Annotated in this window: 25 protein-coding genes; 15 read left to right on the forward strand and 10 right to left on the reverse strand. The window is 49.1% G+C overall.

Annotated elements, in window-relative coordinates; genetic code table 11:
- Positions 1 to 355 precede the first annotated feature (355 nt).
- The 4 genes from PHW04_13140 to PHW04_13155 all read left to right on the forward strand — a co-directional run bounded on the left by PHW04_13140 (position 356) and on the right by PHW04_13155 (position 3130).
- The gene (locus PHW04_13140; GenBank protein ID MDD2716832.1) at positions 356 to 1111 is read left to right on the forward strand and encodes a hypothetical protein; all 756 of its coding nucleotides are present in this window, start codon (positions 356 to 358) and stop codon (positions 1109 to 1111) included.
- A complete protein-coding gene (locus PHW04_13145; protein MDD2716833.1) occupies positions 1108 to 1230 on the forward strand; it encodes a hypothetical protein in 123 nt (40 codons plus the stop codon). The genes PHW04_13140 and PHW04_13145 overlap by 4 nt, the downstream gene beginning before the upstream one ends.
- Positions 1231 to 1318: 88 nt before the next feature.
- Entirely contained in the window at positions 1319 to 2512 is a 1194-nt protein-coding gene (locus PHW04_13150) for an ATP-binding protein (protein ID MDD2716834.1), read from the forward strand.
- A 96-nt stretch (positions 2513 to 2608) separates the two neighbouring features.
- Positions 2609 to 3130, forward strand: a complete 522-nt coding sequence (locus PHW04_13155) for a histidine phosphatase family protein (protein MDD2716835.1) — start codon at positions 2609 to 2611, stop codon at positions 3128 to 3130.
- Between the two features lie 87 nt (positions 3131 to 3217).
- Here PHW04_13155 and PHW04_13160 read toward each other — a convergent pair whose 3' ends face one another.
- On the reverse strand, positions 3218 to 3901 hold the full coding sequence (locus PHW04_13160; GenBank protein ID MDD2716836.1) for a hypothetical protein: 684 nt from the start codon (positions 3899 to 3901) through the stop codon (positions 3218 to 3220).
- A 363-nt stretch (positions 3902 to 4264) separates the two neighbouring features.
- Between PHW04_13160 and buk (PHW04_13165) the strand changes: the two genes are divergently transcribed.
- A complete protein-coding gene (buk, locus tag PHW04_13165; GenBank protein ID MDD2716837.1) occupies positions 4265 to 5347 on the forward strand; it encodes a butyrate kinase in 1083 nt (360 codons plus the stop codon).
- 57 nt (positions 5348 to 5404) lie between these two features.
- Here buk (PHW04_13165) and PHW04_13170 read toward each other — a convergent pair whose 3' ends face one another.
- Complete coding sequence (locus PHW04_13170; GenBank protein MDD2716838.1) at positions 5405 to 6634, reverse strand: CaiB/BaiF CoA-transferase family protein; 1230 nt, start codon at positions 6632 to 6634, stop codon at positions 5405 to 5407.
- Positions 6635 to 6843: 209 nt separating this feature from the next.
- Between PHW04_13170 and PHW04_13175 the strand changes: the two genes are divergently transcribed.
- From PHW04_13175 to PHW04_13220, 10 genes are all read left to right on the forward strand, one after another.
- Entirely contained in the window at positions 6844 to 7737 is an 894-nt protein-coding gene (locus PHW04_13175) for a bifunctional enoyl-CoA hydratase/phosphate acetyltransferase (GenBank protein ID MDD2716839.1), read from the forward strand.
- A gap of 8 nt (positions 7738 to 7745) precedes the next feature.
- Complete coding sequence (locus PHW04_13180) at positions 7746 to 8633, forward strand: bifunctional enoyl-CoA hydratase/phosphate acetyltransferase (protein ID MDD2716840.1); 888 nt, start codon at positions 7746 to 7748, stop codon at positions 8631 to 8633.
- Between the two features lie 145 nt (positions 8634 to 8778).
- Complete coding sequence (gene buk, locus PHW04_13185) at positions 8779 to 9852, forward strand: butyrate kinase (protein ID MDD2716841.1); 1074 nt, start codon at positions 8779 to 8781, stop codon at positions 9850 to 9852.
- On the forward strand, positions 9839 to 10546 hold the full coding sequence (locus tag PHW04_13190) for a hypothetical protein (protein MDD2716842.1): 708 nt from the start codon (positions 9839 to 9841) through the stop codon (positions 10544 to 10546). The genes buk (PHW04_13185) and PHW04_13190 overlap by 14 nt, the downstream gene beginning before the upstream one ends.
- On the forward strand, positions 10547 to 10747 hold the full coding sequence (locus PHW04_13195; protein MDD2716843.1) for a ferredoxin family protein: 201 nt from the start codon (positions 10547 to 10549) through the stop codon (positions 10745 to 10747). It begins immediately after the preceding gene.
- A gap of 9 nt (positions 10748 to 10756) precedes the next feature.
- The gene (locus PHW04_13200) at positions 10757 to 11812 is read left to right on the forward strand and encodes a 3-methyl-2-oxobutanoate dehydrogenase subunit VorB (GenBank protein MDD2716844.1); all 1056 of its coding nucleotides are present in this window, start codon (positions 10757 to 10759) and stop codon (positions 11810 to 11812) included.
- 8 nt (positions 11813 to 11820) lie between these two features.
- Entirely contained in the window at positions 11821 to 12576 is a 756-nt protein-coding gene (locus PHW04_13205; protein MDD2716845.1) for a thiamine pyrophosphate-dependent enzyme, read from the forward strand.
- Positions 12573 to 13109 carry a 2-oxoacid:acceptor oxidoreductase family protein gene (locus tag PHW04_13210; GenBank protein MDD2716846.1) on the forward strand — a complete coding sequence of 179 codons (537 nt, stop codon included), beginning with the start codon at positions 12573 to 12575 and terminating at the stop codon, positions 13107 to 13109. The genes PHW04_13205 and PHW04_13210 overlap by 4 nt, the downstream gene beginning before the upstream one ends.
- Before the next feature lie 184 nt (positions 13110 to 13293).
- Positions 13294 to 14832 carry a clostripain-related cysteine peptidase gene (locus tag PHW04_13215; GenBank protein ID MDD2716847.1) on the forward strand — a complete coding sequence of 513 codons (1539 nt, stop codon included), beginning with the start codon at positions 13294 to 13296 and terminating at the stop codon, positions 14830 to 14832.
- Positions 14833 to 14867: 35 nt separating this feature from the next.
- Entirely contained in the window at positions 14868 to 15167 is a 300-nt protein-coding gene (locus PHW04_13220; GenBank protein ID MDD2716848.1) for a hypothetical protein, read from the forward strand.
- A 109-nt stretch (positions 15168 to 15276) separates the two neighbouring features.
- Here the strand turns inward: PHW04_13220 and PHW04_13225 are convergent, their stop codons facing one another.
- The 8 genes from PHW04_13225 to PHW04_13260 form a co-directional block, all read right to left on the reverse strand.
- Entirely contained in the window at positions 15277 to 15780 is a 504-nt protein-coding gene (locus PHW04_13225; GenBank protein ID MDD2716849.1) for a hypothetical protein, read from the reverse strand.
- A gap of 188 nt (positions 15781 to 15968) precedes the next feature.
- Positions 15969 to 16604, reverse strand: coding sequence for a hypothetical protein (locus PHW04_13230; GenBank protein MDD2716850.1), 636 nt, complete (start codon positions 16602 to 16604; stop codon positions 15969 to 15971).
- 60 nt (positions 16605 to 16664) lie between these two features.
- Positions 16665 to 17489 carry a (Fe-S)-binding protein gene (locus PHW04_13235; protein MDD2716851.1) on the reverse strand — a complete coding sequence of 275 codons (825 nt, stop codon included), beginning with the start codon at positions 17487 to 17489 and terminating at the stop codon, positions 16665 to 16667.
- Between the two features lie 129 nt (positions 17490 to 17618).
- Positions 17619 to 18980 (reverse strand): FAD-binding oxidoreductase, encoded by a 1362-nt coding sequence (locus PHW04_13240; GenBank protein ID MDD2716852.1) that lies wholly within the window; start codon positions 18978 to 18980, stop codon positions 17619 to 17621.
- Entirely contained in the window at positions 18977 to 20383 is a 1407-nt protein-coding gene (locus PHW04_13245) for a sodium ion-translocating decarboxylase subunit beta (GenBank protein ID MDD2716853.1), read from the reverse strand. The genes PHW04_13240 and PHW04_13245 overlap by 4 nt, the downstream gene beginning before the upstream one ends.
- A gap of 74 nt (positions 20384 to 20457) precedes the next feature.
- Complete coding sequence (locus PHW04_13250; protein MDD2716854.1) at positions 20458 to 20835, reverse strand: acetyl-CoA carboxylase biotin carboxyl carrier protein subunit; 378 nt, start codon at positions 20833 to 20835, stop codon at positions 20458 to 20460.
- On the reverse strand, positions 20832 to 21161 hold the full coding sequence (locus tag PHW04_13255; GenBank protein MDD2716855.1) for an OadG family protein: 330 nt from the start codon (positions 21159 to 21161) through the stop codon (positions 20832 to 20834). Before PHW04_13255 ends, PHW04_13250 begins: the two co-directional genes overlap by 4 nt.
- Complete coding sequence (locus tag PHW04_13260) at positions 21158 to 22693, reverse strand: acyl-CoA carboxylase subunit beta (protein MDD2716856.1); 1536 nt, start codon at positions 22691 to 22693, stop codon at positions 21158 to 21160. Before PHW04_13260 ends, PHW04_13255 begins: the two co-directional genes overlap by 4 nt.
- Positions 22694 to 22814 lie beyond the last annotated feature (121 nt).

Consider the following 22814-nt stretch of genomic DNA (forward strand, 5'->3'; position numbering starts at 1 on the left):
CTGATCCATTCTGCCTGTCCTTTTTAATAAGAAATCCGGATTCGCCATCACACTGCTGGTAAATTCTCATATTCAGAATAACACAAAGCGAAAAGTAAGCAAAAGGACCACGAAAAATAATCGCAGGCTGTGGAGTTATCTGATTTCGGAACATCCAGACAATCGGGAGGGGAGTAGATTTGACCGAATTGCCTCTGCAGCTTATTATTCTGTAAACCATCAAAGAGGTCTGATGAACAGCAACAGATTCGGCTGCTTTCTGATATGCCTTGTACTTGCAGTAATCTTATTTCTCCTTAGTTCTGAAAACCCGTCATTTCAACACCCAAACCGAGTGATAATAGCTCAATCATACATGAACAAAATCCGGGATGCTGTCATTCTTTATCAGAAAAACGAAGGACACAGATGCGAGAACCTTGAACAGCTTGTTCCAAAATATCTGCCTGAATTAGCTAAAGATCCCTGGGGAATCACTTATACAATCATCCCTTCGGATGGGGTAGTAATCTCCGCCGGTCCGGATCGAAAGATGAAGCTAGATGATCCGCTCGATCCATCCAACAGGGATAATCTCATAGTTTCATACCTGCCGCCTATGGCCATTATCGATGCCCGGCAATCAATAGACATCAACGGAAATGGATTGATCGACAATAATGATATTATCTCGATCAGTTTCAATAAACCCCCGGTTACTCCTGCTGTGGCTGCTGCAGCTGATTTTGAATTTGTTGGGTTTTATGATGACAATTCCTGTGAAGCGCAGGTCATGTTTGGAACAACTTGTGAAAATTCGACTGACTCGGGCTTAGACCCAAGCGGGAAGCCCCTTAACAATGCCGGTATCGGCAGACTGGAGCTGGTAGAACCTGCGGCAAACACTATACCAGGCGAGCTGGGTGGTAAATACGATCAAGTGCATTTCCGGGTGAAACGGGATCCCGGAATTCCTTTCAAGGCAGAACTTTTTGTGAGATTTAGCCAACAGGCGATAACTCCAAGATGGAATCCGGGAAAATACGCAGACAAGCGGAAGAATCTTCCCCCGAAAGCCAGGTATAATATTATAGTCAGGAAGCCTGGGGAAAATGAGGGGAGTTTGAAATGATTAAACTGCATCCAGACTCTCTCGAAAATTCTAACTCTAAAGAGATCATGGAGTCTCGCACCATAGTGGAAAAAATCGCGGCATCTGTGAGGCTGACACTGCTCTATCTTATTAGGTAATCTTTGCAAATCGGGAATCAGATTCCCTATTTGCAATATTTCCCGATTTATATTACAATCTGAAACATAACAATTCCGGAGGTTCCGCTTGATACAGCGCACATTGAAAAATCATCTCCTCAAGATGGCAGAAAAATTCCCCGTGATCACCATTACCGGACCAAGACAATCCGGGAAAACAACGCTGGTAAAATCCGCTTTCCCTGATTATGCTTACTCCAGCATGGAAAACCTGGACGAGCGGGCCATGGCACTGGAAGATCCCCGCGGCTTTCTAGAGCCCCATTCCAGAACAGGGATCATTATCGACGAAGCACAGAAAGCTCCAGAACTTTTCTCATATCTACAGGAAATAGTCGACAGCTCAGGAACAATGGGCAGATTCGTGCTCACAGGCTCTCAGAATTTTCTCCTGATGGCTGGCATCACACAATCTCTTGCGGGCCGCGTTTCCATCCAGCACCTCCTGCCGTTCAACCTGGAGGAGCTGGGCAGGATGGTTGAGCTCGAAAAAACAAGCCTGGACAACCTTCTGTTTTCAGGCATGTCCCCGGCCCTGCATGACCGGAAAATAGCACCGCCGGATTACTATCCGGATTATCTGGAAACCTATGTGGAGCGTGACGTGCGGTCCCTGAAAAACATCGGCGATCTCGCCACATTTACAAAATTCCTCAAATTGTGCGCAGGCAGGACGGGTCAGCTCCTAAATCTGGCATCTATCGGCAACGAAACCGGCATCAACGCGAAGACTGCACGGTCATGGCTTTCGATTCTTGAAGCGAGCTTCATTGTGTATCTTCTGAAGCCGTGGTATAAAAACCTCAACAAGAGGATCGTGAAATCACCGAAGCTCTATTTTTACGATACAGGCCTTGCCTGTTCTCTGCTGGGTCTCTCCTCAGAGGGTCAGCTTGGACATTTCTATCTGCGAGGAAACCTGTTCGAGAATTTCATCATTTCCGAATTTCTGAAATCAGCTGTTCACAATGGAAAAAAGCTGGACGCATACTTCTGGCAGGACAGTACTGGAAACGAAATCGATCTGGTAGTGGAAAAAGGGCCTGAGATTCATGCGATTGAGATAAAATCAGGGGCAACAGTGAACAGAGACTTTTTCAGGAACCTGGAAAAATTCAAAAAGTATTCAGGCCTTTCCAGGGAGAACTCAAACCTCGTTTATGGAGGAGATAAGAACCTAAGCCATCCCTGCGCAGCAGTGATTTCCTGGAGAAAATTGACAAAGTCCAGCTTGTTCAAGTCTGTCACTGAGAAATCCTGATTTCGGAATATCTGGATGATCCTGTGGGAAATAATTTGACCGAATTGTTACTGCGGCTTACTATTTTATTAGCAATTTTCAGAAGAGGGTTAAGCATTGAAGATCATCGAGATCATCAGGCATACGATGAGGGACTCAGGGCAGAAAAGCATTTCTGAAGAAGGCAAAAAACTGGCCGAAGCAGCAGGCAGGAATACTGTCAGGTTTGACAGGGTCATCACAAGCACAGTTACCAGAGCGATTGAAACTGCTCAGGCCATGGGATATGAGCCTGACCTTACCCTGGAACTGCTGAGCAAGCTCAAACCCGGGGTTGAGGATGAAGTGTACTGGGATTCATCTTTCCTGGAATATTCAGAAGCTTTCCGGAAAAAGGGTGCTGTGTATGAATTCGGGATACAGCTGGCCGAACTTGTCAGGGAGCAGGCAGATTCGCTCGCAGACGGACAGAACCTGCTGATTGTAACTCATGGCGGAATCGTGCAGATCATGGCTGTGGCGTGTTTACCTGATGCAGATCACAGCGAGTGGGGCGGACCCTGCAGTTACTGCGAAGGTATACACTTTGAATATGATGACTGCAGATTCGCTTCAGTCCTGCTGGTAAGAAATGCATAGAACCAATTTCTTAAGCCTGCATGCATTCCAGGAACGGGGGATGAGCCGCAAGCCGGGGCTCAGTTCCCCCATCATAAAGTTCAAACCTCAGTCAAACTGATGAAAAAACGGATCGCTGAAAGGGTCGTTTTCATAAGGATCTGAGTAAGGGTCAAAGGGCGCAGGCCCGTTATTGTTTTGATTGTTCTGGTTGTGATTGTCCTGGAAAAATGGATCGTCAAAAGGATTGTTTCCATCTTCATCGGTAAAGAACGAGTCATCGTCCTCGCTTTTATAGAGCGTGTTGTAATAATCTGTGAAACTGCAGTAATTGCCAGGAGCATAGTTGTAACCCCATGACCAGCCGTCCCAGGCAGAATAATAATTTCCCGGTACAGGCAGCTGGGGCAGGCCGTGATAGTATGCGAAATTATTCAGGCCTGTGCCGAAGTTGTACAGGAAACTGTTCACACCATAGAATATCCCGCCGATCAGGCCGCCGACCAGGCCGCCGAAAGGCAGGAAACGATTGGGACCGCCGTTTTTCAGCCCGTCAGCAACTTTCAGGTCGAGATATTTTGCCGCAGCTTTGACTTTCTGTTCATTGGATGTGTTGTCCACGAACCACTGGACGATCTTTGCCTTATCCTTTTCACTGCCTGTCTTGAAATAGGCATCCATGCTCTTTTGAAGCTTTTTGGGGATTTTTGATGATTCATCCGCTTTTTTGGCAGCAGCCCAGGCGAAACTCCAGATCAAAACCAGGGAAATGAAAACAGCCAGTCTCTTCAATGCAGCCTCCTTCACAGGTTTTTAATTACAATAATAATGATAAACTGATCTTTCTTTTTTCAGAGAAAATTTTTGGCAAAAAAATTGTTACAGAACGTTGAATCGAGAAATCAGAAAGGAAGTAAGATGAAATCGACTGGAACTACAGCGTGTAATTCGGAAATTTTCTCCAGTCATGATATAATCCGGACATGTCGAAAATCTTCAAAATCCAACAGAAACGAATTCAAGCCCTGAAAACCAGTCAGCCAAACAAATTCGGAACTGATGAAAATGCTTTGCAGTAAGCATTTCCATCCTTTTGCATTACCAGTATCCTTGGAGTAAAATAGTGGGGATTTTTCAGCTTGATTTGGGGGAACGATGAAAATCCTTGTAATCAATCCCGGTTCCACTTCCACAAAAGTAGCCGTCTTTGAAGACGATAAACTTTTGTTCGACGAAACTCTCCGGCATTCCTCTGAACAGCTCAAGGCCTTTCCTGACATATTCTCGCAGCAGGATTTCAGGAAAAAAATCATCCATGATTTTCTCTCCAAACACAACCTGAAAATGTCTGATTTCGCAGGCATCGCCGCCCGCGGCGGACCGCTGCCGCCATCTGAGGGCGGAACCTACATAGTAGACGAGAACCTGCTCTTTGCCACCCGCAATCTCTATGTCACTGAGCACCCATCACTCCTTGCGGCGTTGATCGCCGCTGATCTCGGCAAGGAAGCAAACCTCAAATCCTATATTGTGGACCCGGTCTCAGTGGACGAATGGCATGAGCTGTCGAGATTTTCCGGCATGCCTGAACTTCCCCGCATCAGCCTCTCTCATGCGCTGAACATGAGGGCTGTGGCGAGAAGGACCGCCAGGGACCTTGGAAAAAAATACGAAGAATTGAATCTGATCATCATCCATCTTGGTGGCGGGATCTCAGTTTCTGCCCATGAAAAAGGCCGCCAGATCGATGCCAATAACGCCAATGAGGATGGACCATTTTCACCTGAACGAACAGGCACGCTGCCTGTAAGCCCTCTTGTCAAACTTTGCTTTTCAGGCAAATACAGCCTGCAGAAGATGAAGAATCTGATTGTCAGGGAAGGCGGCATGACAGCCTATCTAGGTATTAACGATGTCAAGGAAGCTTTGAAACTGGCAGATTCCGGCGACCAGAAAGCCAGGTCTGTCTTGGACTCCATGATCTACCAGGTAGCCAAGGAAACCGGCAAAATGGCGGTGGTTCTGAAAGGAAAAATTGATGCAATCGCTGTCAGCGGCGGGATTGCTTATAATGAATCGCTCGTGAAAATTCTGAGAGAAAGGATCGAGTTCCTCGGGCCTGTCAGGGTCTACCCTGGGGAGGACGAGATGGAAGCACTGGCTCTAGGGACGCTGCGAGTATTGCGCGGCGAGGAAAAGGCCAAAAATTTCGCCTGCAAAGCCGACTCTATTCGTTGAGCCTCATACAAAATGACCATTTCTCGGTTACTTACGCAAGGACATTTTGTTAGAGGCTCACGGGACATAAACAGACACAGCTTTTTCCTCCACCAGCCGGGCAACCAGTTCATCCTGATATCCGAGAGTATTTTTTAAAATTTCACGCGTATGCTGACCAGGCTCTGGAGCGCTTTCCGCCATTTCAGGCTGCAGACTTTGGTCAGTAAAGCCTGCGGGGAAACCTGAAAGCTTTAAAACTCCATATTCCTCGTCTTTCACTTCCCTGACCAGTCCGAGGTGATTGATCTGCTCATTGCCCGCCGCCTCCTCGAGACTGGAAACAGCAGTAAAGCAGCAGTCGCAACCAGAAAGCAATTGTTCCCACTCAAAAAGCGCTTTGGACCCTATCAGCTTCTTCAATTCTGCCGTCAACTTTTCCGCATCTTTTCCATCTAAAGCAATCAGGTCTTCTCTTCCAGACCTGACGCAGAAATTCTTGAAAAGGTTCGGTTCAATCGGCCCGAAAAAGACACTTTTGCAGTCCCTGGTCAAATACATCCTGTAATTCGGAAGACCTCCGTTCAGAAGTTCTTTCCCGGGAAGCGGGGACCTTCCAGTCGCATTCAGTGCTGACAGATAAATCTGGTTCAGAAAAAACGCTGCATGGAGCATTGACACATCCACAGTGTCAGCACGAAAACTGCTTTTCGCATTTTTCTTCCCCAGAGCGGATGCAACAGCCATCAATGCCGCAAGATATCCGGCAGTGATGTCAGCTATCTGAACAGAGAAAACACTTGCAGTTTTTTCATCAGTGATCGGCGTATAACTCAGAACACCGCTCATGGAAAGAATGTTGTTGTCATGGCCTGCCATTTTTTTCAGGGGACCATGCAATCCGAATGCGGTTATCGGGAGATGCACTATTTCGCTGTTGAGTTCGGAAATTTTTCCACCCAGGATGTCGGTGAGAAAGTCTGCTCTGTTGCCGTCAATCAGAATGTCGCACTTTCTGATCAAGTCGCTCAGTACATCAACACCCCCTTTTTTCTTGAAGTCAACCACTATACTCTGGAATCCCTGATTGATGGCGTGAAAGTATGCACTTATCCTGCCTTTTTTTCCGGAAATGAAAGGAGGAAGCTTTCTCATGTAATCGAACTGAGGAGGTTCAATCTTGATGATCTCCGCACCGAGAGCTTTGAGCAGAAAGGCAGCTAACGGCCCCGGAATGTAATGGGCGATCAGCAGCACTCTGATACCGGAAAGCCAGTCAATCCTGGGAGGCTTGTTTTCAGCAGTCATAAAATCTCCTTTTCCCGGCAAGTCGTCATCTGAATCAGTTCCCTGTTTAAATCGACTTGCTAATTAAAAGTATATTGAGATAAAATAGGAATGTCCAAATCTTTTTCTCATCTGCCCGGGAGTAGATGAGACATATTCCTTGGTTTGGGGATCAAGGAAAATGAGAAGGACAGAAAGTTTACTATTTTTCTAAAGGGGGAAATCTCATGATGACTAAAATGCAGCAAGTTGTCGATGCAGCCAAAAAAGGTACCAAGAAAAAGATTGCCGCTGCCTGCGCCCACGATGAAGACGTACTTCTTTCTCTGAATAGAGCCGTCGGCGAAGGCATTGTCACTCCAATCCTGGTCGGCCATAAAACTGAAATCGAGGCTTTGATCAAAAAACTCGGACTCAATAATCTCAACGCCGAGATCATCGATTGTGAGACAGAAGCTGAAGCCGCTGAAATCTGCGTGAAAAAGGTTTCGCAGGGAGAAGCTCATCTTCTGATGAAGGGACTGATGGCCACATCAACCATGCTCAAAGCTGTACTCAATAAAGAATGGGGTTTGAGAAAAGGCGACTTGCTAAGCCACATAGTACTCATGGAGCCTGAAAACCAGGAAAGGCTCATTGTGATTACTGATGCAGGCATGAACATCAAACCTGACCTCTCCCAGAAAAAAATGATCATTGAAAATGCGGTTGAACTTGCCCATAAGCTTGGAATTCAGACACCCAAGGTTGCTCCTCTCTGCGCAATCGAGACTGTCAATCCGGACATGCAGGCCACTATCGACGCCGCGATTCTTTCCAAAATGGCGCAGCGCGGACAGATCAAAGGCTGCCTTGTGGACGGCCCTCTGGCCATGGACAATGCAGTCTCAGTGGAGGCTGCCAAGCATAAGAAGATAGTCAGTGAAGTTGCGGGACACGCCGACATACTCCTGGTTCCGGATATCGAGTCCGGAAACATCCTGTATAAAGCCATGGGATTCCTGACCTCAGCCCATCTCGCAGCAATCATCACAGGCGCAAAGGTTCCAATAGTATTGACATCCCGCGCCGACTCAGATGAAACCAAATTCCATTCCATTGCCCTGGCAGTGGCAGTTTCCTAGGCGGAAGCATGACTTGGAAGGAAATCATCGATAAAGCGAGAAGCAGCGGAAAAATCGGGGTGGCTGTAGCCTGCGCAGATGACTCTGTCGTGCTTTCGGCCTTGAAAAAAGCCAAAGACGAAGGCCTGATCGAGGGGCTGCTCGTAGGCAACCGCCAGAAGATCGAAGCTGAACTCAAGACTCTCTCGATTCCTTTGACGGATTTTGAAATTATTGAGGCGAAAAATGATTCTGAGGCAGCCGCAGTCTCAGTCAACCTGGTCAGGCAGAATCGCGCCAAAGCCCTGATGAAGGGCATGATCAGCACCTCCACCCTGCTGAAGGCAGTGCTGGATAAAGAGCAGGGGTTGCGCAGCGGAGGGCTGTTGAGTCATATCCTGGCTGCGGAAATCAGGATGCGGATGTTTTTTGTAACAGACGGAGGGATGAATCTTTACCCCGACCTGGCCCAGAAGGTCAAGATCATCGAAAATGCAGTGGACATTGCCTGTCGTCTGGGAATCCCTTGTCCGAAAGTGGCCCCATTGTGCGCTGTGGAAACTGTGAATCCCGACATGCGGGCCACACTCGACGCCGCACAGCTTGCCAAGATGGCTGAGCGCGGCCAGATCAAGCGCTGCATCATCGACGGGCCGCTAGCTCTTGACAATGCTGTATCTATGGAAGCAGCTAAGCACAAGAAGATCAGCGGACCTGTAGCAGGGCTCGCAGACATCCTGCTCGTTCCACAGATTGACGCAGGCAACATTCTCGGGAAATCGCTGATCTATTTCGCGCATGCAGCAGTAGGAGGAATCATCGCCGGGGCCGCGGCACCGGTCATCCTTCTCTCGCGGGCCGACGATGATGCCACCAAGTTCAATTCCATCTGTCTGGCCAAGGCGGTAATGTGCTGATGAAATGTAAGGATGAAATAGATTGTAGGGGCGTTGCATGCAACGCCCGTACGAATATAGTATGGAATCTGTAATCTCGCTGTAGCCTCCGGGGAAATGGGCAGTATGATCCGAGGTTTTCGATTTTCTGCAATTCGGAGGAAAAATGAAGCAGTACCGGCTCCTGGTGATCAATCCAGGTTCCACTTCCACCAAGACCGCTGTCTACGAAGGAGACAAGGAACTTTTTTCCGAAACGATCAGGCACGATCACAATGAAATTGAAAAGTATCAGAAAATCATCGACCAGTATGAATTCCGCTCCAAAATCATCGAATCCCAGCTCAGACAGAAAGGTATTGAACTGTCATCTCTGGATGCTGTAGTAGCCAGAGGTGGACTTCTGAAACCCATCAGAGGCGGAGTATTCGAGGTCAACGAAAAGATGATCTCTGACCTGAAAAAAGCCGAGCGCGGTGAACATGCCTCCAACCTGGGCGCCATCATCGCCCGTGACCTGGCAGCCAAGATCAAAAAGCCATCCTATATTGTCGACCCGGTAGTGGTGGACGAAATGGACGACATCGCCAGGCTCTCAGGACTCCCGGAAATCGACCGCATTTCCATCTTCCATGCCCTCAATCAGAAAGCCACTGCCAGAAGAGCAGCCAGGGAACTTGGCAAAAAGTATGAGGACATCACCCTGATCGTGGCTCACATGGGTGGAGGAATTACCATCGGTGCCCATAAAAAGGGAAGGGTGATCGATGTCAACAACGGCTTGAACGGCGACGGTCCTTTCTCACCTGAGCGCACAGGCGACCTGCCTGTTTCATCTCTTGTGAAAATGTGTTTTTCAGGCAAATACACTGAGCCCGAGATTCAGAAAAAGATCAAGGGCAAAGGTGGCCTGATGGCTTACCTGAACACTGCTGATGCCAGAGAAGTGGAGAAAATGGTGGATAAGGGCGATAAAAAAGCCGCTTTGATTTACGAAGCAATGGCTTATCAGGTGGCCAAGGAGATCGGTGCTCTCTCCACAGTGCTCTGCGGAAAAATTGACGGCATCGTGCTCACAGGCGGCCTGGCCTATGACAAACGGTACATCAAGTGGATCACCGACAGGGTATCGTTCCTCGGCAGGGTATTCGTCTATCCTGGCGAAGATGAGATGGAAGCCTTGAGGGACGGCGGACTGCGCGTACTGTCGGGCGAGGAAACCGCCAATGGATATAACTGACGGCAAAAGGCTGACCGTGATCAGCGGAGCCTTTGGCACCGGAAAGACCGAGATCGCCATCAACCTGGCCCTGAAGCTGCGGGAAGCAGGTGTGGAAAAAGTCTTTCTCGTCGACCTGGACATTGTGAACCTCTTTTTTCGCTCCAGGCAGAAGGCCTATGAATTAAAGAAAAAAGGTATCCGGGTCATCTCCAGTCAGGAAGGCATGGAAAATGCAGACCTGCCTTCTCTTTCACCGGAAATCGCAGACAGCTTCGCCCAGGAAGACAGTACAGTTGTTTTTGATCTGGGCGGATCAGAGCTCGGCGCCACGGTGCTTTCCAGGTTTCACCAGGAATTCATCGGACAGTCATACAATCACTGGCTGGTGGTGAATCCTTACCGGCCTTTCAACGAAAAAAACGAAGACACCCTGGAGATGGCGGAACAGATCGCGGTTCGCGCGCGCCTTCCAATCACAGGAATGATCGCCAATCCCCACCTGCTGGACGAGACAACCCCCGACATCATCAGGGAAGGATTTGCTCAAGTCAGAAAAATCGACAGATATCCGCTGCTTTACCTGTCCGTGATGGACAGTTATCTTTACTCCGGTCTGGACCGGGAATTCGATGTGCCGGTAATGGTTATCGGCAAACAGATGAAACAGCCATGGGAAGAAGGGGGAATTCTTATCTCAGGAAAGGGGGATTAAATGCCAAAGATCGTGATCAAGGAAGAAATCTGCAAGGGGTGCGCACTCTGCGTCCGTCTCTGCCCTAAAAAAGTAATTAAAATCGGAACCCAGCTCAATGCAAAAGGCTACCATCCTGCGGTTTATGCCGGCGACGGCTGCATCGCCTGCCGTGCCTGCGCCATGACCTGTCCTGATGTGGCAATCGAAATATTCAAATAAGGGGGTTTGATGAGCAAGAAAGTGCTGATGAAAGGAAACGAGGCCATCGCCGAAGCCGCGGTCAGGGCCGGCTGCAAACTGTACTTCGGCTATCCGATCACTCCGCAGAGCGAGATCCCGGAATACATGTCGCGCCGTCTCCCCAAGATCGAGGGAGGCGCATATATCCAGGCCGAGACTGAAGTCTCTGCGATAAATATGGTTTATGGTGCTGCTTCCACCGGCAAACGCGCCATGACGTCTTCATCCTCTCCAGGCGTAAGCCTGATGATGGAAGGGATTTCCTACCTGGCGGGAGCTGAGTTGCCCTGCCTGCTGGTGAATATCATGCGCGGCGGACCAGGGCTTGGGAACATCAACCCTGAGCAGGCCGACTATTTCCAGGCTGTGAAAGGAGGTGGACACGGCAGTTACCATCTGATCGTGCTGGCCCCGTCTTCTGTCCAGGAAATGGCGGATCTGACTGTCGAAGGTTTCAACCTTGCGGATAAATACAGGAATCCTGTGATGGTGGTGGCTGAAGGCAATCTGGGTCAGATGATGGAACCAGTCGAATTCAAGGAAAGCTATCCTCAGACAGTCGATCATTCAGCCTGGGCTCTTACTGGAGCTAAAGGCCGGCCCGGACATGTGGTGACCTCGATCTACCTCGCCGCAGAGGACATGGAGAAATACATCCAAAAACTTTACAGGAAATATGATCTGATCGAAAAAACTGAAGTCCGCTACGAGGAATTCATGATGGATGACGCGGAGGTAGTGCTGGTGGCCTATGGAATAGTCTCCCGCGTGGTGCGGAACGTAGTGGAAGCCCTGCGCGAAGAGAAGATCAAGGCAGGCATGATCAGGCCGATCACGCTCTGGCCCTATCCCAAGGACATCATCCGGAAACGGGCGGATCAGGCGAAGTTTTTCCTGACCTGCGAAATGTCCACAGGCCAGATGGTGGAAGACGTGCTGCTGTCGGTGAACGGCAAGAAACCTGTTTACTTTTACGGCCGCTTCGGGGGGATGGTCCCCACTCCCGCCGAGATAGTGGCTGAAGTAAAAAAATATTATAAATAGGGGGAAAAATGGAAAAGATATTTCAGAAAACAAGGGGCTTGAACGACAGGATTTTCCATTACTGCCCGGGCTGCGGGCATGGCATAGCGCATAGAATGGTGGCAGAGTCGCTAGAAGAGCTCTCCCTCCTGGAAAAAACCGTGATGATTTCCCCGGTAGGGTGCTCAGTCTTCCTCTACTGGTATTTCCAGACCGACAATGTGCAGGCTTCCCACGGACGGGCGCCTGCTGTTGCTACAGGGCTCAAGCGTGCAAACCCTGGCTCGATTGTGGTTTCATACCAGGGCGATGGAGACCTGGCATCCTCCGGCACGGCTGAAATCATCCACGCAGCTGCCAGGGGTGAGAACTTCACTGTGGTCTTCATCAACAACGCGATCTACGGCATGACAGGCGGGCAGATGGCTCCAACAACCCTGGTAGGCCAGAAGAGCTCCACTTCGCCCTACGGCAGGGACCCGAAATTCGCTGGCTATCCGATACACGTGTGCGAAATGCTGGCCACGCTGAAGGCTCCTCGCTATATCGAGCGCACGGCCCTGAACAATGTAGCCAACCTCAATAAAACCAAAAAGGCCATCAGGAAGGCCCTGGAACTGCAGGAAAAGGGTGAGGGATTCTCGTTCGTGGAAATTCTCTCCCCCTGCCCGACTAACTGGGGTCAGAGTCCTGATGAAGCGATGAAATGGCTGGAAGACAACATGATTCCGGAATATCCGCTGGGCGTATTCAGGGACGCCAAACCCGGGGAGGTGAAAGCATGACGTACGAAATCATCTGTGCTGGATTCGGCGGGCAGGGAGTGCTGTTCCTCGGCAAAATGATCGCCTATGCCGGAATGCTGGAAGGCAAGGAAGTTTCCTGGATTCCGTCCTATGGACCTGAAATGCGCGGCGGCACTGCCAACTGCTCAGTGGTGGTTTCAGACAAGCGGATCGGTACCCCGGTAGTCAACAATCCGAACGTACTGGTGGCTTTGAACAGACCGTCTCTTGAAAAATTCGAGGCAGCGATGAAAAAGGACGGAGTGCTGCTGATCAATAAAACCCTGATTGAGATCCCTCACAAACGCAGCGATATCAATGCGTTTTATCTCGAAGTCACCGGAATCGCCAGCAGCCTCGGCAATGTGAAACTCGCCAATGTTGTAGCTCTCGGCGGACTGCTCAAGAAAGTACCGATCGTTAAGAAAGAGACAGTGATCGAAGCCCTTGAAAAAGAGCTTTCAGGGAAGAAGGCTGATCTTCTGCAGTTGAACATCAAAGCGCTCAACGCTGGAGAAGAAGCGGCAAAATAACAAATTACAGGTACGAGGTACGGGGTGCGAGGTACGGGGTGCGAGGTACGGGGTGCGAGGTACGGGGTAAGAGGTATGGAAACGGATCTTCGGCTCCACTCCGAACCCCGAACCACGGACAACGAAACTCGTCCCCGAGTCCCGGACCCCGAACCTCGAACCACGAACCTGAGTTGTTGCTAAAATGAACTACCAAATTATCCTGAAAGCCTTTTTACTATTGTTACTGCTTGTTTCCAACCTGGCTTTTTCCAATGCAATTGAACCTTCAAGACCCAAAGAATGGTCTATCTTCATCTATATGGCAGTGGAACAGGATCTGCAGAAAGGCGCTTTAGACGATCTGTCTGAGCTGAAATCGCTTGGTTCCAACCAGTCTGTGAATTTTGTGGTGCAAGTAGGGAATTGCAGGAATACAGCTCTCTCTGATCGTACTGGAGAAAATTCAGAATCAGACATTTTCAATGGCAGCCGGCGCTATTATATTGAAAAAGACAAAATGATTCTGCTTCAGAACCTTGGCAACTCCTCCAACCCTGCAGCTCCTGAAGTGCTCTCGAATTTTCTGGCCTGGGGATTGAAGAATTATCCAGCCCGCAGGAACATGCTGATCATCTGGAGCCATGGTGACGGTATTTTAGGCGTGAATTTCAAACCACTCAAAAGCTCGGCCAGGCAGATTACAGAAACTGTTGAAACCCTGACCGTACCGGAACTGAGGAAAGTCCTGGAAAAAACCGGTGGATTCGATGTTGTTGGCTTCGACGCCTGCCTGATGAGCAACATTGAAACAGCTTATGAATTGAGCCATGTGACCAGATACATGTTCGCATCAGAAGAAAACATCCCTGGCCCTGGCTTGCCGTATTCCAAGATTTTCGACATTCTGGAAAGCAAACCTGCCATCAGGACAGAAGATCTGCTGGCCAGACTCACCGAGCAATTCGTGAATTTTTATCAAAGCGACTCTCAGTTTCAGGTGCTGGCAAACGATGTTACCATGGCGGCTGTGGATTGTGCTAAAATCGAGCCTTTGATCCGCGATTTAGACGCTTTTTCATTGACTCTTTTAAAATCCGAACCTGATTTCAAAAGATTCATTTCAGCCCAGGATGAAGTGCAGAAATTCAACCTGATGGATTTCGTAGATCTCTCTGATCTGCTTGCCAGATGTCCGGATAGATCCGGAAAAATGAGGGAAGAGCTCCTGAACTGCGTGATCAGCGAAAATCATTCCGGCGACAGGGTCAAGAATGCCCATGGCCTCTCGATCTATGTCTCATTGATGGTTCCGGATCTGGCATATGAGCAGACCATGTTCGGCCGGGATACACACTGGCTGGCAGTTCTTCTGGAAAAAAGCAATTTCGACAGCTATTACCGGAATCTTTTATCGCAGTTGAAGAAAACCGCCCAGGAATATCTCCCGCTGTCTTCCCATACCAGGGAAGCCCGCGAAATCCTGGACAAATTCAATAAAAATGAAGAAGAGGTATTCAGCATGATCACCTCCTGGATTGTCAGGATGCAGTCATATGCCAAGCTGAACATTTACCTGCTTTTCCTGGACAGCTTGAATCAGCAGGAGCGGAATCTTTTTCAACCCCTCTCCCGGCGACTTTGCAGAACTCTCAACAACCTTGATTCCGACAATGCCTCCAACAGTGATTTCAATAAGCTTCTGCTGAGAACCAGAATGTCGGAGCTTGAAAAATTTTTATAGGCAGAAAAACCTTTTCACTGCTTATTTTGTCAGGGGTGATACTTCTTCTTGTCTGGCGGTTGCCGGAACTGAAAAGCAACCTGGCAGAAAGATGCTGCCGCCGGAATCTGGTTGAACTGAACCAAACCCTGGAGAAACACCTCTTTGTAAGGGCGAACAGCCGTTCGTCCCTACAATCGGATGCTTCATTGTCATCTCTGGAAATTGTGACTATCCGCTCGCTCGAAGACGGTAAAATTCTCTGCTGCCCGAGTTGCGGAACTTATCGTGTCGTTGGAACAGGAGAGATTTTTCAGGTTGAATGCATGATTCACGGGATCTTGACAAATAAATAAGTAAAGGTTCGAGGTTCGTGGGACGAGGTCCGAGGGCGGAATTCCGACTCCCTTCCTAACCCCACACCTCGAACCCCGAGCCTCGAGCCACAAACTCTTGATGATTCTATTAGTCGTTTTTATCGTTTGCAGTGATTCCGAGCTTCTCCCTGACTTCCTTCATCAATTCCTTGCGCTCTTCAGGCTGAAGTTTGCCGTCGTTATTGCTATCGTATTTTTTTACCAGTTCCTCTCTGTCCTTTTTCATAACATCCTTTTCCTCAGGATCCAGTTTCCCGTTGTGATTGAGATCGTATGTCTTCAGCGCATACTCCTTCAATTTCCCGATAGCCTTGTTGTCTCCACCATTCACAATCTGGCGGATCCTGGACAATGCTTCTCCCATCTTGCGGACCACAGGCTGGCAGGCTTGAAATTCTTCCCTGGAGAGAACACCATCGTGATTTGTGTCCAGCTTGTCAAAGGAAAACATCTGCTGCAGCTTACCTTTCTCATCATTGTTTCCGGACTTGGAATTCAGAACCGAATCGCCTTCCCCTTTAACAGCAGCGGAAATGGCAAGCGCTGATACCAGCACCAGCGCAGCAGCCAGTACAATTCGACTTGTTTTCATAAGACCCTCCTTGGATTATCGATAGAACGGATAATCGCAAATCCCGTGCCAAACAGGATGGAAAAGAGAGAAACAGCCTGGTTGATTGTTTTGCAGAAACCAAACTGAAAATCTATTAAAATTTAGCGGGCTGCTGCTGTCCGAATTCTGACATAACCGTCGAATTTCTGACAGAATTGAAATACTGATCAGCTTCTGACTTTTTTAACTATCTGTTCGATGATTCTGGGATCCTTTTTACCTATGAAAAGCTCAGCCCCGCTGTTGATCCGAACTGCGTATGGGGAAAGCTTAAGCACTTCGGCCAGGTTCGCCTGATCGATTTTCCCAGACACCATGCTCCTCGGATACTTGGATAATGCGGAAGCCGCTTCTTTCCAGAGGTGGAAGCGTTTACCGTCGTTTTTCATTCTATAATAGAAGTTGAAATCAGGAAAAACATCGGCTGCTACAGTGACACAGGATTCAGATTCAGGTGATCCTGCCGGTTTCAGACGGATTACCCTGATCATTCTGGCGTTCACTCTGCGGACATAGTCACTGTTCTCGGAACCCAGCATCCGTACCGCTGAGAGCCTGCAGATACGCTGGATGGTTTTCAGGCGCTCGAGCGGCAGGTCGTTGAATTCACCGATGAGCGTAATTAAAGGCGGAAGTGCATTGCAGATCTCCGCGGCTTTTTCCAGGGTCAGCTGCCTTGGATCATCATAAAAGATCAGGCTGATCGCATCCACCCCAATCGAAACGCAGGTTTCAGCGTCTTTCAGATTGGTGATTCCAGCTATCACCAGCCTGGGCGCTATGGTCGACATCTGCCTGTCCAAAGAAAATTCTCCATCACCAATTTATTTTACCCGAATCTTCTTTCCCTGTCCACGGTCCGGTCATTCCCAGATAAATTTTCCGCTCCCGGCAGCTTCCAGGCAATACCCGCAATCAAAATAGCGCTCCCTGGTCGATCCTATGGCACGCCTGAAGCTTTTTCTGATACTCTTCAATTCTGACGAACTGGAAAGTTCCAGAATTCCTCCACCAGAACCGCAGCATTGCACTCCGGCAGCTCCGGTAAATTTATTCGAAAATCCCAGCCCCTGTGCCAGGCAGGAGAAGAACACATTTTCTTTTGTCTGAAAATTCATGACTTCGAGATAGTACCTGACTTCAAAGTCCAGTTCATGTCGCAGCATTTTCCAGAATCCATAGCAATGAGGACAGGCGAATACAATCATCTTGAATGCCGAGAAATAGTTTCGCAGCTCTTCAATTTTCTCCACCGGGTCCTGCCCGGTCAGGAAGTGCGGCCAGCCGCAACAGTTCAGTTCATCGATCTGATAATGTAAGTCTGCCAAAGCGTTGAACAGCTTTTTTTTCCGTTTCTCAGGCAGATCCGAGATCCTGCAGCCGAGAAATAAAAGCGTCTCGGATCCGCATTCATGCGGATCAAAAGGCTTAGATAACGCAGAGCTGAAAAACCTTGACTTCTTCGAAAATACAGGCAGTTTTTCCAGAAGTTTTTTCCTGATCTGAATCCCGGGCGGGCAGGTTTTTTCGCATTTCCCACATAATGTGCAGAGCTGGGGATTGAAACCGTTTTCTATCAGCTTCAGCATCCCCCGGGGAGAATGGCGCTCTATAGGAAAAAGCTTGTAAACCGGGCAGTTTTCAGCACAAAGATTACATTTCAGGCAGTTAGAAGGATTTATTTTCATTTCTTTCCCCATTGCTTACCAGCCGATTGTCTTGAAAGTGATCGGTGAATGGTGAAAAGTGATTGGTCAGAAAAGATAATGCCATTCCTATCTCCCACTTCCCATTCCCCATTCACTATTCACTATTCACTATTCACTTATAATCTTCCCCGGATTGAATATCCCCTGCGGGTCAAATATTGCTTTCACTTCCTTCATCAAGTTGACAGCATCTTTCCCCAGGTTTTTCTTCAGAAAACCCCGCCGTTCGATGCCGATTCCATGTTCGCCCGAAACAGCTCCGCCAAGATCCAGAGCGATTGCATGCAGTTTTGCAAAAAGGAGCTTTGTTTCTGTGACTTCCGACTTATCGTCAGGAGAGAACAGAACATTGGGATGAAGGTTGCCGTCCCCGATGTGCCCGAAAAGAACGAACTGCACCTTGAATCTGGAATGCAGCTTTTCCACTTTCGAGACAAAATCCTGAAGACGGGCTCTGGGTACGACCAGGTCTCCGCCAAGTACGCCTGGTCTGAGATTGGCGAAGGCAGACATCAGCCCCTTGCGCCAGCGCAGGAACTCGTTTCCATTGTCTGTGCTTTCCGTAAAATCCAGGCGATTTTTTCCTGCAAATTTTCTCACCATATTCCAGGCTCCGTCGATTTTTTCCACGCTTCTGCCGTCCAGTTGAATCAGCACAGCATATGGATTGTCTCTCTTCCAGTTCGCTTTTTCCCGCAACTCAACAGCTTTCTGGCATGTCTGGTCCATAAATTCCAGGATGGCAGGAGTGATTCCCCGGCCTGGTAAGAACTTGAAGCCGAATTCAGTAAGCAGCTTCAAATCCCTGAATCCAAGATAAGCGGTCCTGAATGCCAAAGGCGCTGGAATCACCCTGAGAGTGATTTCTGAAATCAGCCCGAGCGTCCCCTCGGCTCCGCAGAACAGCTGATGCAGCGGATATCCGAGCGCGTAGCGCAGGTTTTTCGTGCCAAGTATAATTTCCCTGCCTTGATGATTGATGTATTTCAGGCCGAGCAGATAACTCCTGGTTGTACCGTATTTCAGGGATCTGATACCGCCTGCATTGGTGGAAAGATTGCCCCCGATGGTGCAGACTGAGGCTGAAGCCGGATCAGGCGGGTAATAAAATCCAGATTCAAGGCAGAATTTCTTGAGTTCACCTGTAATCACGCCGGGTTGAACTGTGACCATCATGTTTTCAGGGGAAAATTCCAGAATTTTCCGCATCTTTTCGAATGATACAACGATCCCAGGTTTAACGGCGAGCGGCGAGCCGGTCATGGCAGTCCCTGCTCCCCTCGGATAAACCGGCAGGCTCTGTTTTGAGCAGTATTTAACGATCTTTGAAAGATCGGAAGACGATTCCGGCCAGCAGACTGCCAGCGGTTTAGATTCATGTGGGGAAGCGTCGTAGCTGTAAAGAAGCCTGTCTGAATCCAAGCTCGAAAAATCGATCTTCAATCGTGAAAAATCTTCAAAGAGCTTCATCCCAGTAATGCCAGCAACACACCGGCTGCCACAGCTGTGCCGATCACGCCGGCCACATTCGGACCCATCGCGTGCATCAGGAGGAAATTCTGGGGATTTTCACTCTGTCCCACTTTCTGGGCTACCCGCGCAGCCATGGGAACTGCGGAGACCCCTGCTGCGCCGATCAGGGGATTGATCCTGTCCTTACTGACCAGATTCATGAATTTCCCGAGCAGCACCCCTCCGGCTGTCGCGAAACTGAAGGCTATTGCACCCAGTATGAGGATTTTGATGGTGGCGAGGTTGAGGAAAGTTTCAGCCCGCATCGTGGTACCGACTGCAGTACCCAGAAAAATCGTCACGACATTCATCAGCTGATTTCTGGCCGTGTCAGCCAGTCGCTCCACGCAACCGACTTCGCGCATCAGGTTTCCTAACATCAGCATGGCTACCAGAGCGGAAACTGCAGGAACAATATAAAGACAGGTAATGCAGACCACTATCGGGAACAGGATCCGCTCACGCCGCGACACTTCTCGCAGCGGAGTCATCACTATCATCCGCTCGCGCCTGGTGGTCAGAAGCCTCATGATCGGCGGCTGGATCAACGGTACCAGCGCCATATATGAATATGCTGCCACTGCGATCGGGCCGAGCAGGTGAGGAGCGAGCTTGGCTGTAGTATAAATTGCGGTCGGTCCGTCGGCTCCTCCGATGATGCCGATGGAAGCTGCTTCCTGTGGCGTGAATCCCAGGAACATCGCGCCGATCAGTGTGATGAAAATGCCGAGCTGAGCTGCGGCACCCAGCAGGAATGTCTTGGGATTTGCAATCAACGGGCCGAAATCAGTCATTGCGCCGATCCCGAGAAATATCAGAGGCGGGAAAATCTCCAGTTTTACACCGTGGTAAATGTAATAGAAAAGACCATAAGTCTCGCCAGGGCCGGGATAGATTTCATCAGAATAGACTTCTTCAATCAGGAGCCTGTTCAGACGGAAGCGTTTTTCTTCAGTCAGATTCGTACGCGCCAGCTTCAGGGTTTCAGAAGAAATTCTGTAATTCTTAAATACATCCTCATTAAAAAAGGACTGGCCGTTCATGAGATTATTGAGCTCAGTCAGCAGATCAGACTCGAACTTTGAATCCAGTTTTCCAACCGTATAATCAGTAAGTTTTTTCTGCATGTCTGCAGAAAGATGTTCCTTCAGATAAATGGAAAACGGATCGTTCTGACTGTTCAGTCTGCTTACAAAGGCTGCGGAATTTTTCAGGTCCGATCGATAGAAATATCCGTCATACATGAGATTGTTATTCGGTATATTGGCAATCAGGGCGCCGAATCCGATCGGCATCAGAAGCAGAGGCTCAAAATCGCGGGCTACAGCGAGATAGATCAGCAGAATCCCTACTCCAAGCATCAGAAGCTGGTCCGGGGTAGAATGGAAAAATCCGGTCTGCCTGATGATCTCACCCAGATATCTAAGAATTTCCATTATTCCAGTTCCACGAGAGACTGGCCGAATTCCACTTTCTGGCCTTTTTCACAGAGCACCTTCTTCACGCGCCCGGCTTTGTGCGAATAGAGATTCGTATTCATTTTCATGGCCTCGATCACAACAGCCAGCTGGTTTTCAGTGATGCTCTGCCCTTCCGTGACTTTGACCTCGATGATAGTGCCTGCGAGCGGGCTCTTGATGGAAGTTTCCAATGCGTCAGCCACTATTTTCTGCGATTTTTCAAATGATCTGGCCAGATTCTGCGAGGATTCCTCAACCACTCTCTTCACAACGGCATTTTTCCCCTTATCCTCCAGGATTTCCACTTCCACTTCATATGTCTTGCCTTCAACAGTGATCCTTAGTCTCTTCATTTATCGCGTCCTTTCGAAATATTCTGATTCATGAGTTCCACTTTTCCCTCGAATGACCACAACGTGTTGAACTGTCTCCTCTCCTTGACCAGCACTATTTTTTTCAGTTCAAAGCTCTCGTCCAGAACTGCAGTAGCCGCTGCAGCGATCACTGCGATCAACCGCCTCTCTTCTTCTGTCGATGGTCCTGAGCCTGGAAAAAGCTGTCCGGGTTTCTGGAGATAGGAAAAAAGGTGGATCACGAAAGCGAGCAGACAGAGTGCCACGAAAACCACACCCATTCCCAGCAGTGTCAGTTCCAGCCCGAAAAGCAGATTGGTCATCATACGGGCATCACCCCGTTTTTCTTGTAGGGATGTGAAACGCGCTTACTGGAAATGTTTTCAAGTGTCAAAGCCAGTAACTTTCTGGTATCGCGGGGAAAGATCACGTCATCCACAAAATTGTAGCCTGCCGCGATATAGGGATTGGCGAAAGCCTTGCGGTATTCCTCGATCTTCTGGTTGCGGCATTCCTCAGGTTTTTTCGCTTCCCTGATCTCGCGGGAAAACACGATATTGGCGGCTCCTTCCGCACCCATCACTGCGATCTCGGCAGTAGGCCAGGCGAAGACTGCGTCTGCTCCAAGGTCGCGGCTGCACATGGCGAGATAGGCTCCACCATATGCCTTGCGGATAATCAGTGTGATCTTGGGCACAGTGGCATGGGAATAGGAGTATAGCATTTTTGCGCCGTGCCGGATGATGCCTCCATATTCCTGCTCGATCCCTGGCAGGAATCCCGGAACATCCACCAGATTTATCAAGGGAATGTTGAAGGCATTGCAGAAATTGATGAAGCGGGCGGCTTTGTCTGACGCGTTGATATCGAGCACTCCAGCCAGGAACAGGGGCTGATTGGCGACAATGCCTACCGACCGTCCCGCGATTCTCGCGAATCCGATCAGCATGTTCTTGGCGAAACCGCTCTGCACTTCCAGGAAGCTGTCCTGATCGGTCAGGCGGCTGATCAGCTGCAACATGTCATAAGATTCTTTTGGGTTTTCAGGTACTATCCCGTCCAGAGCAGGCAGTTCGTCCAGCTCGAAATCCTCTTTCAAAAGCGGCGGTTCCTCAAGATTATTGGAAGGAAAATAGGTAAGCAGACGTTTAGCTGTTTCCATCGCATCCTGGTCGTCTTCCGCCGCGAAGTGAGCGACTCCTGAATGAGCCATGTGGGCTGCATATCCGCCGAGGTCTTCAGGGCTGACATCCTGCCCTGTGACAGCTTTGATTACATTCGGGCCTGTAATGAACATCTTGGCACTGTTCTTAACCATGATGATGAAATCAGAAAGAGCCGGCGAATAGACTGCTCCGCCTGCGCAGGGTCCTGCGATAATGGAAATCTGTGGCACTACGCCCGAGAGCTGTGTGTTCAGGTAGAAAATCCTGCCGTATCCTGATAAGGACATCACCCCTTCCTGAATCCTGGCGCCACCCGAATCATTGATGCCGATGAAAGGGGCTCCATACTTGAGGGACGCTTCCATGGCCTTGCAGATCTTGTCTGCATGCATTTCTCCCACAGAGCCGCCGGATGAGGTGAAATCCTGGGAAAAGGCGAAGACCAGCTTGCCTCCAACAGACCCTGATCCTGTAATCACTCCGTCTGCAGGGATCTCCTTGTTGCCGAGGTCGAACTGAGTGCAGCGGTGATGAGCGAACTGGTAGTTTTCGATAAAGGTCTGCTTGTCGAAGAGAAGCTCCAGCCGCTCCCTGGCAGTGAGCTTGCCCTTTTCGTGCTGCTTGCCCGCATTGGCAGCTTCCTGCTTCTGGATGGCCGCTTTTTTCTCTCTCAGTTCAGTGATTTTATCCAAGTTGTTACCCCATAAAACTGCGATTATGCATTAGCGGAATCAATAAAATTTTAGCGGAAAACAAGATTAGATGCAATTCTAATCACAACTTGCATTTGGAGAAATTTGGTCCTGTCAATTT

Source organism: Candidatus Wallbacteria bacterium, assembly GCA_028687545.1.
Taxonomy (GTDB): domain Bacteria; phylum Muiribacteriota; class JAQTZZ01; order JAQTZZ01; family JAQTZZ01; genus JAQTZZ01.